The organism is Mucilaginibacter celer (assembly GCF_003576455.2).
GTDB lineage: Bacteria > Bacteroidota > Bacteroidia > Sphingobacteriales > Sphingobacteriaceae > Mucilaginibacter > Mucilaginibacter celer.
On sequence record NZ_CP032869.1, the window covers coordinates 787,302 to 802,224 of the forward strand.

Annotated in this window: 6 protein-coding genes; 2 read left to right on the forward strand and 4 right to left on the reverse strand. The window is 44.9% G+C overall.

Annotated elements, in window-relative coordinates:
* Positions 1 to 2: 2 nt before the first annotated feature.
* Complete coding sequence (locus tag HYN43_RS03215) at positions 3 to 3,044, reverse strand: lantibiotic dehydratase (protein ID WP_119408085.1); 3,042 nt, start codon at positions 3,042 to 3,044, stop codon at positions 3 to 5.
* A 510-nt stretch (positions 3,045 to 3,554) separates the two neighbouring features.
* On the opposite strand from HYN43_RS03215, the gene HYN43_RS30850 reads away from it, so the two are divergent.
* Both HYN43_RS30850 and HYN43_RS03225 read left to right on the forward strand, forming a co-directional pair.
* A complete protein-coding gene (locus tag HYN43_RS30850; RefSeq protein ID WP_281024312.1) occupies positions 3,555 to 3,686 on the forward strand; it encodes a hypothetical protein in 132 nt (43 codons plus the stop codon).
* A gap of 215 nt (positions 3,687 to 3,901) precedes the next feature.
* Positions 3,902 to 6,430, forward strand: coding sequence for a DUF5686 and carboxypeptidase-like regulatory domain-containing protein (locus HYN43_RS03225; protein WP_205589857.1), 2,529 nt, complete (start codon positions 3,902 to 3,904; stop codon positions 6,428 to 6,430).
* A 383-nt stretch (positions 6,431 to 6,813) separates the two neighbouring features.
* Here the strand turns inward: HYN43_RS03225 and HYN43_RS03230 are convergent, their stop codons facing one another.
* From HYN43_RS03230 to HYN43_RS03240, 3 genes are all read right to left on the reverse strand, one after another.
* Positions 6,814 to 9,609: a M16 family metallopeptidase gene (locus HYN43_RS03230; RefSeq protein ID WP_119408088.1), complete on the reverse strand. Its 2,796-nt coding sequence runs from the start codon at positions 9,607 to 9,609 to the stop codon at positions 6,814 to 6,816.
* Between the two features lie 91 nt (positions 9,610 to 9,700).
* Positions 9,701 to 11,095 carry a RagB/SusD family nutrient uptake outer membrane protein gene (locus HYN43_RS03235; RefSeq protein WP_119408089.1) on the reverse strand — a complete coding sequence of 465 codons (1,395 nt, stop codon included), beginning with the start codon at positions 11,093 to 11,095 and terminating at the stop codon, positions 9,701 to 9,703.
* Between the two features lie 11 nt (positions 11,096 to 11,106).
* Positions 11,107 to 14,742, reverse strand: coding sequence for a SusC/RagA family TonB-linked outer membrane protein (locus tag HYN43_RS03240; protein ID WP_245447138.1), 3,636 nt, complete (start codon positions 14,740 to 14,742; stop codon positions 11,107 to 11,109).
* Between the last annotated feature and the right edge of the window lie 181 nt (positions 14,743 to 14,923).

A 14,923-nucleotide genomic window follows, 5' to 3' on the forward strand; every position in this document is an offset into this window, starting at 1 on the left:
CCTTAACTTCGCTTTCGCTTCAGTTCGGACCGCAGGTATTTATATAACAGGTAATAAATGACCATTTCCTGTTTGCGCTGATTGTTTGGGAATAACCGATTGACGTGCATATGGATGATGCTCCGTAGAAAGTCCGCTTGCTGCGTTACGCCGCCTGTTAATGTTTGCAGAAGGGGTGACAGGCTTTTTACAAACTGCCTTGCAGCGGCCCGGATCCCCGCCCCGCTGTAAAATTCCCGACCGGAAAAGGCGGAATGGATGGCCGGGCCCAGTTCGCGGTATTTCCTGTCCAGTTCCACTCGGATGTTATCCCCAGTGAATTCTGCAGAGAGCCCCTGATAGGAGCTATGGCAAAAATAAGCCTGCGCTTCTGCACCGGATACAAAATAACTGACCAGGTCCATGACCGACACCAGTCCGAGCAGGTAGCTGCTTAAAGCCGGTTGCCGGGCCTGCTTTTTCAGAAATCCGGCCACCAGTTCGCTGCTCGCCCAGAAATGCGTTTCCGTATTTTCAATACCGCCCGCGCTGTACCGCTCCAGTTCCCTGGTATACACATCGATCTGGTATTCTCTCAAAACGTGGTGGTGGATACTGTCTTCCAGCTGCGTCTTGAAAGCAAACAGGAGCTCATTGATATTTAGCGGATCGATCTGCATCCGGAGACGGATATGCGGTGCATGGTCCTCGTAACGGATGAAAAACCATTTCCGGACCGGACCATGGGTATAGCGCTTCCGCAATAAGGGGAGGATCTTCAGCAACAGCCGGCTTGCACTGATCCTCGGGGAGTAGATCTTCAGGTACAACCATTCAGAACCCGGTATATATTTCCTGGTTTGTTTCAGTACCTTGCCGGTTCCTTTTTTGAGTTCCGGCAAATTGAGGCGCTCAGCGGGCAGCACAAAGGCGTTGAACTGGCTGGTGTAACCGTATCCTTCAGCATCCACCGCTGGTCCCCGCCCCGTGAAATAGTCTTTGATGATCAACTTTTCCTTTTGTCTTATACTGCCCAGGAAAAGATCGACGTCTTCTCTTTTCCTGGTGTGAATAAGCAGTTGCTGGTCTCCTTCTGTCAGGGCGAAGATATCCGGAAGGCCTGTTTTTAAACGCATTGCTTCGAACCTGTCATAAAGCTCAGCTTTTACAACGTTTTGGATTTTCGCCAGATCCGGCCCCGATATGATCCAGGTAGCCGGGAACAACAGGGTACCCTTGTATTTTACCGCCGGATAAAAACTCAGGCCGGGGAAAAAACGCTGGAGGTCGACCGACAGGTCCGAACGGCCGAACTGGTAAGGTATATCGGCAAGGAAGCGGAACAGCGGCAGCCTGTTCAGCGCATGGTTATAGGCGGAGGTCAGCCGGGGCATGATCACTTTACCCCCGGATGCGGATCGTAAAACGACTTTATTGTTTTCAACGGCAACCATAATGTCCGAAAGCGGGAGTTGTCTCTCCGGCGCCTGGGTGGATGCGGCGGTCAGCGGCAGGTCCCAGGACCAGATATTCTCACGGCGGTTGACGTTATCGGTATGCGGATTGGAAAGGTGAAGTATTTCCGCAAACAGGATATGCGGATTGGCGGCCTCCTGTTCAGCGGCCATTGCCCGCGCTGCACGATGGATTCCGGCATCGGCGGTGGTAAAACGTCCAGCCAGCGCAGGTGCGTTCACACCGCCGGCGCTTTCGAGGTAAAGCATTTTTTCGCTTATCCTGAAAAGGACCGATAAGCCCAGCGGTTGGCTCCCGGTGGAAATTCCTCCTATACGCCGCAGTTCATCTTCCTCCAGTTCGATAACTGTTTGTTTGCCGGTTTGCCCGCTGTGCCAGCGGTCAAGCAGGTATTCATGGGCAGGGGACCAGGCGATGAGTTGTCCGGTATCGGATTTGAGATGGACATGAAGCGTCTCCAGCAGGGGATTGTCTGTTTCAGGCTCCTGATGCTGGTACCCGATGCCCAGCTCCGGGTCGAGGGCCGTCATCAGCGGAACAGATCTACCCTCGAAATGCTGCTGAAAACCCTTGATGAAACGTTCCATTTCCGGGAGCTTTTCAGCCGGGCACAAGGCATTAAGCGCGAAAAGGCCGTCGGCGATCTTTTCCTGGAAATCCTTTGTCAGCCCGCCTTCCTCCATAGGCCGGGTCAATATAACATTGAGATGCTGCCTGGTTTCAGGGCCTGCATTTTCCGGCAAGAATGCAGCCAGTTCCTGGTTCATCCCCCGAAAGCGTTTGTCGCTAACATCCCGCAGGTTACCGGTAATTTTTATTCTGCCGGTCAATACTGACGGATAAGCGGGCCGGTCCCCGGAGGTTTCCTGGCCGGCCAGGAGGTTTTGCAGGTAATCGCTCCCAGCGATATTGGGCCTTAAAACGGGAAGCAGTAATTGCGAGTCTTTCAGGAACCCGACGTAATCTGTCGCTTCTTCGACGGAACAGCCGGCGTTATCCCTGATCATCGTAACTATTGACGAGTTTGTTTTTTCTGCCCGGCAAAACGCGAGGATGTCCTTCAGTAAACGGCTGAAGTCAGTCGACTGTAACTGGTATTCCCGCTGAATAAAATCCTGGTCGGGTGTTGTTCTTATAAAACGGTATTCTTCCATTGCCCTGTAAATGGTCGGATTGGCCACGAATAGGTTTTCTTGTTCCCGCACCCCGGCTAACAACGCGGGTCCAACGCGTGCGGCATATGCCTGGTCCGGGCTTAGGGCGACACTGAAATCTTTGAACCTGTTAAACCTGAGCGAGGTTTCGCCTGTCCAGCGGATCAGCGATACGCTCGAAAAAAGACCGAAAGGAGTGGTTCGGAAGCAAAAGCGGTTGAAGTATTTAAGGATCGTCAAACATTCTTTTTCCTTCAGTTTGGTTGCGTCAAACCCGCTCCGGTTTAAATTATCCCAGAATGCCGGGCTTGCAATATACAGGGCGGCACGGAAAAGCGGGTCTTCCAGCATCTGCTGTAAACTGGTGTTGTGATAAGCTTCTTCTGCCACAGCCGGCATACGCAGTAACAGGGTATCGGAGAAATAATAATTCATAGGCGGGAAAGATCATTTACAAGTGAACACAATATGACCATTCCTTATGAATTTATTTAGTCCGCATCACTATTACGTGAATTTTCAGTATCTCCGTAGGTGCCGGTAGCCAATGTTTTATTCAGTAGCCCCAATTTTTGCGCCATTTTAATCCCGGTGATAGAGGCCTTCAGCTGGTAAAACTTCTTGAGAGTATATTTCCAAAGTTTTCCAAGTCTAAGGATAGATCAGTAACCTCGTCCAGTTGATCTTTAGTCAGACATTTATAGTTCCCGAACAACTTAATCAGAGGGGCCTGCCGAAGTACACAGCTGATGCATGTATCACCGCTGATTTGCTGTGCATTGAGCAAATCATAGATGTAAGTTTCCTGCAGGTCTTCGCCCATATTGGTCATCAAGGATGACCAGGTGCTGGTAGGTGCTGAAAATTTTAACACTTGCTTTAAATTCCAAGATTAGGTAGTCCAATGGTTATATAATAAACAAACAAAACAACAAAAAAAACACATTGGGTGAGCTTTTAGCCGGGCTGGCCCGGGGTTTTGCTGCTTTACTGATGCCTTGCATTTTTCCAATGGTGCCTTTAATAGCAAGCTATTATACCAAATCTGCCGATGAAGAAGGCTGCGCGTCGTTTTAATGATCACGGGTTAAAGACGGTTGCTGGACGGTGACTTTACGGATTAAATACGATATATCGTTTGCTTATTTTCTGTTATTCGATATAAGTATCTGTTTATCAGTTTTTTGAATTTTGGCCTGTGCTTTGGTATCTTATTAGCAAAGCTTTTACCGATGGATAAATTTTTACGAGGATCATTAAGTTATTGTCAGGTTATCTTGATACATATTATCATGTTTTCAGGTATAGTTATTTCCTCTGAGGTTAATGCACAGACGCCTACTATAATCAGAGGTACAGTAACAGATAAAAAATCAAAAGAACCACTGCCAGCCGTAAGTGTCAGCTTTGTTGGTACAACAATTGGGACAAGTGCGAATAGCCGGGGAACTTACGTTTTAAGAAGCAATGGCACGCCAACGTCGGTTAAATTTTCATTCATTGGCTATCAATCAGTTGTGAAAACAATAACACCCGGAACCGAACAAGAGCTTAATGTAGCACTGTCGGAAGATAATACTTTATTAAAGGAAGTAGTGATCAATGCCGGCAAGAAAACCAGGTACAGGAACAAGGGAAACCCGGCGGTGGAGCTGATCCGCCAGGTGATTGCCCACAAAAACCAAAACCGCGTTGAGAATTACAATTACGCAGAGTACCACCAATATGAAAAGATGGTTTTTGCTTTGAGTAACCTGTCAGATAAATTTCTGGATAAACGCATGTTCAGGAACTATCAGTTTCTTTTCCAGCAGCAGGATTCTACAGAAATAGGCGGGAAGAACTTACTGCCTGTCTACATGGAAGAAAAGCTTTCTCATAATTTTTTCCGAAAAGATCCATATGTCAAAAAGCAATTCATTGAAGCCAATAAGCAGGTAAAATATGACCCCAATTTTGTTGACAACCGCGGATTAAGCAGTTATTTCAACCGGATGTACCAGGATATCAATATTTATGACAATAATGTTTCCATGCTGGGTAACCAGTTATTAAGCCCTATTGCTGACGGTGCTCCTACTTTTTACAAGTTTTTTATTACAGATACGCTCAAAGATGTTAGTCCAAACCTGATTGAGTTAAGTTTTACCCCGCGTACCACAACCGACCTGCTTTTTGAAGGCCGGATTTACGTCACCATGGACGGTAATTACGCGGTTGAGAAAGCGGTTTTAGGGGTTAATAAAAATATCAATCTGAATTTTGTGCGGCAGATGCAGGCGACACTCGCCTTTGAAAAGGCGACCGATGCGAAATACCATTTGAGCCAAAGCGATCTCAAAATTGAATTTGGCCTTAACAAGAAAAAAGGTGGAGGAATCCTGGGCGAAAGGGTAGTGATGTTAAGTAATTTTATTATTAATGTTCCAAGGCCTTTACAAACTTACCAGGGGGCGGCAGAGATTACAATGCCCGATGCAACCGACAAAGATGAAGATTACTGGAGTAAGAACCGGCCGGATAGTTTGAAAGCATCTGAAGCTAATATCTATAAAAACATTGACAGCCTGCAAAAGATTCCGTCCTTTCGGCGCACAATGGATCTTGTGACCCTGGTACTCGCGGGTTACAAAAGTTACGGTCCGTTTGAAGTTGGACCTGTAAACACTTTTTACAATTTCAATCCGATAGAAGGGTTCAGGCTGCGGCTTGGCGGACGTACCACCACCACGTTAAGCAAACGTTATTATTCTGAAGTTTATGGCGCTTACGGGTTTAAAGATCAGAAGTTCAAGTACTTTGTAAGCGGCACCTACTCCCTGAATAATAAATCCATTTATTCATTTCCTCAGAGCTATGTACGGTTAAGTTTTCAGCATGATACAAAGATACCTGGCCAGGAACTGCAGTTCGTACAGGAAGATAATTTCCTGCTGTCATTTAAACGCGGGAAAAACGACATCTTAACTTATAATGATGTATTCCGTTTCGATTATGTTCAGGAGTTTCTGGGACACTTTTCTTATAAAATAGGTTTCAAAAAATGGAACCAGCGTGCGGCAGGCCCGGATGTTGGCGGTGCACTGTATTTCAGGGATGGCTTTGGTAATAATGTTGACCGTGTACAATCAATGGAGGTTTCGGGCGAGGTACGTTATGCACCGCATGAGAAATTTTACCAGGGCAAGCTTTACCGTACCCCCATCCCCGATAAATATCCCATTTTTACGCTGCGGTACCAGCAGGGTATCAAGGGAGCGCTCGGAGCGGATTACCGGTACGAAAATTTCACTGCAAATATTGCTAAGCGTTTCTACTTGTCGCAGCTCGGATATGCCGATGTGAGTACTGAGGGAGGTTTCATTGGCGGAAAAGTGCCCTTTCCTTTGCTGGATATCCATCATGCCAATCAAAGCTACGCGCTCCAGCTGCAATCCTACAACCTGATGAACTTTCAGGAATTTGTGAGTGACCATTACGCCGCTTTAAACATAGATCAAAATTTTAATGGTTTTTTCTTCAACAAGATCCCGCTTTTGCAAAAGTTAAAATGGCGGGAAGTTATTTCTTACAAGGTACTTTGGGGAGGATTAAGAGGCGTTAATGACCCGGCGAAAGATCCTCGTTTGCTGCAGTTCCCGGAAAGGGATGGTGTTCCTTTTACCTACACGTTAAATCATGGGCCTTATCAGGAGGGTAGCATTGGGATCGCTAATATCTTCAAAGTGCTGCGTTTGGATTATGTTGAACGTTTTACTTATTTAAATCATCCTTATGCCCCTAAAAATGGTATTAGAGTGTTTATTATTCTTCAATTTTAATTTTGCGCTTGTACCACTTTGACCTTGGAGAGTTTAGTTTATAGCACGCGAAGGCATAAATTGAGAGACTTTGTATTATAAAATTCACTGGCCACCCGTTAACCCATTTATTCCAATATTCATTGACTGTGCTACCGTCTTAAACTTTTGATAATTAACTGTTGCTAAGTTAGCCGTTATGTTCAAGGCAAGGGCCGTGAATTTAATAACAAAAACTGTAAGACGATTGAATGTTTTAGTGAATGTTCATAAGAAAGAGCTGCAATTGTATGTTTGAAACTAATGAGAAAACGCCCCCAACTCAAAGAGGCGTTTCTGATTAATAAACTGATCTAATAAAGGTTATAACGATAAAGAACAATTGAGTTTCTTAAGCTGTTCAATTACGGGCGGAGATTTTCAGGCAGCAATTGCAAACGGATAAAATTATTATCCGGCAGATATTTTTTCGCAAATGTTTTTAGCGCTTGCTGGCTTAATTCTCCGCTTAATTTTCCGTCAGTTTTAAACTGATCGAGCGCATCCTGGTTTTGAAGTTGATTGCTTAGATAATCGAGCCACCAGCCATTTTCTTTTAGCTGTAATTCCTTTTGCCTGCTATACTCTGCTTTCCATTTGTTGATATTGGTATTCAGCGGACCCTCTGTTTTTAACTTATTCACCTCATCCATAGCCGATGCAACCAGTTTGTCGGCATTTTGAGGCGCACAACCAAAACGGATGATCAAACTAAACCGCGATTCAGGGAATTTGGTAGTATTGATAGATACCGATGGACTGTAAACACCACTTTCATCCTCCCGTAACCTTTCTATCAGTCGAATGTTAAGGCACTCCTGTATGGCATCGAATTTGATCCGGTTTGCCGGGCTATCATCAAACAAACCAGAGTATACTAACGTTACTGTGGCTTTGGGTTCGGTGCCTTTGTAAACTGTTTTGGTGATGCGGCCATCGGGAATATGGATGCCAAGGTCTTTGGCTTTTTCTTTCCTGCCCATATTGGGTAAGGAGCCTAAATACTTTTCAATTAACGGTTTTATAGTATCAGCATTAAAGGAGCCTGTAAAAATGAATGTCATTTGCGAGGCATCTGCAAAGCGGTCCCGGTAAATGTCAAACGATCTGTTTAAACTGATCCGTTTAAGCTTTTCTATAGATGGTCCTGTCCGCCTGATGTTATGATTACCTAAAACACTCGTTACCGTATCGGCAAATGCGCTGTTAGGGTCATTTGACCGGTTAGCTAACCTGGCTTTTGTTCGGCCGATAATGGCCTGGAATACTGACGTATCTTTTCGGGGTTCTGTTAAATACGCATAGGTAAGCTGTAATGCCGTTGCCAGATCGGTGGGGGATGCACCGCCCTCAATTCCCTGGTAACGCTCGCCAATGTATGGTTTGGCATCGAGTTGTTTACCTGCCAAAAACTTATCCAGCGCAGCTGCATTATAATTACCGGCACCGGATGCCCCGATGATCCCCGCAGCGTTTGCTGCCGAAGGCGAATCCTGATCGCTGTATAAAGAAGTGCCACCGGGAGCATTTCCCCTAAACAGGATCTCATCATTCTTAAAATCGGTTGGCTTTAAAATTACAGTTACGCCGTTGCTCAGTTTCAGGGTGGTTAAACCTAAAGCTGTGTTCTTTTCCTCCGAGATGATCTTACCCGCTATCGGTTCCTGGGTCAATAAAGGTAATGAACTGGTATGATCGGTATAAGGTTGAAGTTGTTCAATATTAACCGATTTCATCCAGCCTATAAAAGTTTTCTCATCGGGTAAATTTTCTTTCTCTTTATCCGGAGCCAATAAAATAATATCGCGGTTGTTATCGCCGATGTATGTTTTAGATAACAGATCGATATCGGTAAGGCTGATGGCTGGTAAATATGTTTTAACCAGTTGATACTCATAATCGATCCCCGGCGAGGCTGTGCCTTTTAAGAAATGATCAACATATTCCTGTACATAAGCGTCAGAACTGGTTTTGCTTTTTTCTTTTACAGCGGATGTTATCTGCGCTAAATAATTAGCTTTTGCCCTGTTAAGCTCTGTTTGATTAAAGCCAAATTTTTTGATCCGTTCGGTTTCCCGCCAGAGTGCCTTAAAGCCTTTTTCCAGTTCGCCGGGTTTGGCTACAACTGTAGTGCTGTATGTGCTTACATTACTCATAAAGTTTTTAACGGCGGCATTACCTTGAATAAAAGGCGCATCGGCCTGTTGCATCAGCTCGGCAAAACGCTCACCCATCATACCATTAAACAAATTGCGGATGATGACTGATCTGTAATCGGCAGCGGTACGTAGTGGTATTGCCGGATGCTTGATCATTACCTCCGCAACCGTTGCGGTGTATTCCTTATCAGTTAATGCTATAAATTGGCTTTTTCCTGTAAGCGGAATACTATAAGCGGTTCGCTTTTTTTCATTGGGCGGGTTTTTTAGATCTGCAAAACGGGCCTTGATACTTGTTTCGATAGCGTTTATATCAACATCGCCAACTACCACCAAAGCCTGAAGATCCGGCCGGTACCAATCATGATAAAAACTTTTAATCGTTTCGGGTTTAAAATTAGTCAATACCTCATCAGTTCCGATAGGGCTACGATCGGCGTAACGCGAGTGGTTCATGATCATGGGGTAATATTGGCGTTGCAACCTTTCGGCGGCACCTTTGCCTAATCTTTTTTCTTCCAGTACCACACCCCGCTCTTTGTCAATCTCTTTTGGGTCGAGCGTTGCATCCTGCGCCCAGTCCCTGATAATTTGTAATCCTTTCTCTACCGAACCTGGCTGATCTGTAGGGATGGGGAGTTGATACACCGTTTCGTCGTACCCGGTGTAAGCATTAATATCTGCCCCAAAACGGACTCCCGCGTTTTGCAGGTAATTCATGAGCGTGTTTTTGGGGAAGTGTTTAGAGCCGTTAAAGGTCATATGCTCCATAAAATGCGCCAGCCCACGCTGATCGTCATTTTCAAGTACCGATCCCACCTTGTTAACCAGGTAAAGGGTTACGCGGTTTTTAGGCTCGATATTGTGGCGGATATAGTAAGTAAAACCGTTTTTAAGTTTCCCCGTGCGTACCTGCGAATCAAATGGTAACGGTTTTATCTGGGCGTAGCCGGCTAAGCACATTAGCGTACAAAGTGCTATCAAGGTTGTTTTTTTGCTCATGGTTTTGAACACTGTTGTGTAGAAATGAAATAACATCGCGGGCACAACCGGATAAGCCGGTTGTGCATAGCGATGAATAGTAACAGGGGTATTAGCGTTGGTTTTGAGGTAGTTTTGATCCGGTAATAACCTCTTGTGGTATCAGTAGGGTATAACGCGGATCGTTGGCTGGTAAAGTAAATGTTTGGGTTGAAGTACCGGTGATTATTTCCCTTGACTGACTTGTTGCAAAGCGACTGTCTTTATTCAACCTGCGTAGGTCTGTCCATCGCTGGGCACGCATAACGAGTTCCTTGCGTCGTTCGGTTATGATCTTGGATAAAGCATCATCGGCAACAGTAGCCGTTACGTTTACATATGTGCCGCTTACCCATCTTGATTTTAATAAAGTATTCAGATCGGTAAGGGCAGCCGCAGTATTGCCGGCGCGGGCGTAACATTCGGCACGGGTAATATAGAGTTCATCGGTAGTTAAGCCATTAAACAGGTTGGAGCCTGTTGTTGGTTCGTAATTACCGCCAAAACGATAACTGCCATCTGTGTTGGGCTGAAAGAAAAACGTTCTCCGCAAATCGTTACTGTTGTAGCTTTCTACAAAGCTTGCTTTTATCTTGGCCGTGGTGAAATTTTCCGATCCGCCTGCCAGGAAATCATTATTAGCCAGTATAGAGTGAAAAATGACCTCCGGATTAGTAAACCTTCTGAAGGGTGCTGGATTTTCGGGATCGAGCGTGTTAAAATCCAGTAGCTTATTATTCAATGCTAATGCTGCACTGGCGTTAGTAAGCGCATTGGGATAATCTTCCATAGATAGATAAACCCTTGCCAGCATGGCATAAGCTGCCGCTTTATTAGGACGTGACGATATGGTAGATGTGGCATTTAACAACCCGACAGCCTCGGTCAGATCCTTGATCATACGATCGTAAGTTTCTTTCACCGTTCCGCGGCCCGGTATATCGTTAACATCCGATACCAAATGGATGGGGATACCGGGATCAGAGGATGAAGTTGCTCCGTAAGGTTTAGCATAAAGCTGGGCAACATTCCAAAAAGCATAAGCGCGCATAAACAAGGCCGATCCTCTCAGGTTGTCAATCACCGGTTGGCTTTCCTTGCCTGCTAATTTATCCAATGCTTCAATGATCAGATTGGCATGGTAAACCTTATTGTATGGCCCAACCCATTGATCTGAATTTGCACGGATGGAAACAGGCAGCCAGGTATAAACACCAAGATCTTCTACACTGATAAAATCCTGATTGTTGTAGATATCATCAGTAAGGTAATAATCATCTGATGATGCTTCCCCATCATAAGGGTATCCGGTGTTAAACAGGGTATAGTTATCCAGTAAAAGCTGGCAATCGTTAGCTGTTGTTACAAATGATTGTAAACTGCTTTTTTTGATGTCTACATATTTTTGGCAGGATGAGGATACCATGCTCAATATCATCAGTACCAATATATATTTAAATAATTTCATGATGATTCAAATTAAAAGTTTGCAGATAATCCAAGACTGTACGTTTTGGGAATAGGATAATCAAACACATCCGGATCAATCCCCAGCTTGTTGGATCGCCAGATGATACCCAGGTTGGTTACATTGGCATACACCCGTGGGTTTTTAATAAACCATGATTTGGGAGTGCGCACCGCGTATGATAAATTGATTTCCTGTAACCTGATATGATCACCTTTTAAAACATTGATTTCTGAATATTGGTAAAAGAAATCACGGTTTTGATTGGTTGATGAGAATACAGCCGATGGTACATTGGTATGGGCTTCATCGCCGGGTTTTTGCCACCTGTTTGCGTATTCGATACCCTGCAAGGTTGGCGTTGGGCTGTATAATGAGCTATACTTTACAATTTGCGATGTTGCCCTTCTGAAATAATAACCTAATTTATAAAGGATATTAGCCGATGCCGAAAACGCCCCATAGCTAAACGTATTGCGGAATGAGCCGTAATAAACAGGTACCGCCGAACCAAAGTAATGCAGGCTTGATAAAGGAGCATTTTGAATAGCATTATAAGCTGCCGTACCAGCCGATGTATTGGAAATGGCGGTAGCCACATCGTTTACATAGCCCCTCGGGTCGCCGGTTTGCGGATCAAGGCCGGCCCATTTATAGCCAAACACCCTCGAGAGGTCAAAGCCCTCATTGTAGGACCCCGTGCTGTTTGATACCACCTGGCCAGCTAAACTGGCGGCTGTGCCATATAGTTTGGTTACCTTTACTTTGTTGTAGCTGAATAGCAAATTGCTTGTCCATCTAAAATCGCCGGCTTTTACGTTTACCGAGTTGATAGTGATATCCACGCCATAACCTTTCAGGTCACCGGTGTTGAATGTGGTGTTGGTATAACCTGTGCTTGGGTCGAGCGCGCCGTTGGCCAGCAGGTCTTTTGTTTTTTTATTATAGTATTCCACGCTTCCCGAAACGCGGTTGCCTTTTGCTGCGAAATCCAATCCAACGTTAAAAATACCTGTCTTTTCCGGGCGCAACAGACTGTTAGATACCCCCGAACTCGGATCGGTGTAGGCGTATGGCAGGTTATTGGTTCCGTTAAAAGTAGAGTAATTGATAAGCGGCCTGGCAAGTACGGCCGGGTTTACGTTACCATTGTAACCGAATGTTGCCCTAAGGCGTAACATCGGGAATAACGCCCAATGATAAAACTTCTCTTCATTAATGGTCCAGCTGCCGCCGAAAGAATAAAAAGGAGTACCGCTATTGTTGGTACCCTGCCCAAATTCGCTCGAGAGATCGCGACGGAAACTGGTAGATAATGTATATTTTCGGTTGTAGGTATAAGCCGCATTAGCATAATAACTGTAGGTACGCACCTTGGTATCAACGAACCCGGTTGTTATTTTGGGGATGTACTCGCTGGCATAACCGCTAAAATCCGAGGCAAATAAAATTGGCAACAAATCATGATAGTTAATGTTATTGGCGCTTTGCAGCGTGGTTTCGTTATACCCATAATAACCATCCACTTTGGTAATGCTGTAGTTTTGGGCGGCATCTATGCCGGCAATAGCCGATAGCTGGTGTTTTTCGTGCCAGGTTTTATCATAGTTTAACTGGCCGCGTAACGTTTGGTTACTGGTTTTAACCAGGTTGGTGGTGTACTGCCCACCCAGCGGCAGGTGGTGCACAAAAGCAGGAACTGATTCGCCGGTTTGCTCATCAAACGAATAAGGCGAAGTAGTATGATAATCATACAGGTTCCGCATAAAAAAGGAGTTCTGCCTGTACAGGGTATTATCATCATTCCGGCCCGAGTTATAGTTGTAGGCAAGTTGTGCCGAAAGCCCGTCAATCAGCTTATAGTTGGCCTGGAAATTTAAGTTGATATTTTGCGATTTTACCTTGTTATAGCCTTCGTTAATATCATCCAGGGGGCGGTATTGCAAACTCTCAATTTTATCACCATAAGTACTGGCCAACAAATCAACCAGGCCCGGGCGATAGGTTTTAATAACAAGCGCCGGGTTGCCGTTATTGTCTGTGAGGCGGGTATAAGGCTGAAAAACCGAATTTGTTGCTCCTGTTATGGCGTTTTCGGGGGCCTGATCATTGGTATGCTGTACGTTGTAGCTGATATTGGCTTGTAATTCCAGGTTCTTCACCGGCCTGGCCGAAAAGTTGGATGCAATAACAATACGATCAGATCCTGATGCACGGGTATTATTGATCCCTTTATCGTACCCACCGGATAAACGGTAATTTACGAGGGTCGATCCGCCATCTACAGCTAATGAATAGCTTTGGGTCACCGCGTTCCGCAGGAAATACTTGGTATAATCACGCCTGATATCATTACCCCGCAAAGCGTCTATCTGTTGTTTTGCCTGCGCCTCGGCTAGCGTGTTTTTATTTTTCCAGGCGTCCATGATCTCAGCAACCGGCGAAACAGGTTCCTGCCCGTACAGATCGGATATGCTGATATCTGGCAATACCCTGTTAGTTTGAGTAAACTGTGTCATTTGCGCATCAATAAAATCAGATGTGCTCATGGTTTTGTTATAAAACAGATCTACCTTTTTGGTGATGTTTATATTGCTGTTAAAAGAGATCTGGGTAGGACGGTTATATGCGCCCCTTTTGGTTTTAATAACAATTACGCCATTCGCAGCCCTTGATCCCCATATGGAGGCGGCCGCTGCATCTTTCAATACGGTTACGCTTTCCACATCGTTAGGATTTACTTTATCGATAGAGTAGGGGCTTGCTATCCCGTCAATTACCACCAAAACCTGCCCGCTGGTATTTCCGTTCAGGTCGGCACTTACGGCATCATTTAAAGTGTTCTTACCACGAATGGTAAGCAAAGCCAAAGGCGATCTTTTTGCATTAGGGTTACTGGAATTTACGGGGCGCAGGTCATTCCTGAAATCAAGACTGGTGGTTATACCTTCCAGCCTGCGGATCAGATTTGGATCAGTACGGTGGGCCAGCTGTTGTTTTGTTATCAATTCAAATGAACCTGTCGCCCGTTCTTTTGGCAAATCCTGATAACCTGTTGAAACGATATTAACCGCACGCATTACCTGCGACTGGGGTTTCAATTTTATATTGATCTCCGTAAAGCCCCTGATACCGAGCGTATCCGTCTGGTAGCCGATATAGGAAGTGATCAGGTTGCCTTCGTTAGGTACGTTTTGAAGAAAATACCGTCCGTTGGCATCTGCAATGGCAGTTTTTTGCGTTCCTTCAATCCGCACCGAAGCGCCGGGGAGAGGTTCGCCTTTTTCATTGCTAACTATGCCGGTAATATTAATGGAGGTGAGGAAGGTTTTAAGGTTATCCAAAAACGAAGCCTCTTTTTGCTTGATGACGATGGTATGCTCATCAATAGTATATGTTAGTGGCTGATCTTTAAAGATCTGTTCTAAAACAGTTTTTAATTCGATGCCCTTAACATCAATGCTGACTGTTTTTGCGTCTTTCAGCAACTGGGATGTGTAAACAAAATCGTAACTGCTTTGCTGCTGTATTTTTTGGAAAATTTCCTTCAAGCTTGCTTTTTTTGCCGATAACGTTATTTGCTGGGCAAAGCTGCTGGCGCTTACCTGCATAAAGGTTATCAGAATAATTATGGTGGTTAATCGCATAATAAGCAAGAGTTTGCGGACGCGCCGATAAGGCACACCAAATTTGCTTGTATAATTTTTATACATTTGTTTAGTCTGTTTTAAGAAGTTAATACGATTCGAAGTTTTATTGACGCGATCCAGACATCAGCCAGTTGTGTTGCAAGCACTTCTGGCATTTTTGTTTAATTCAGGATCACCA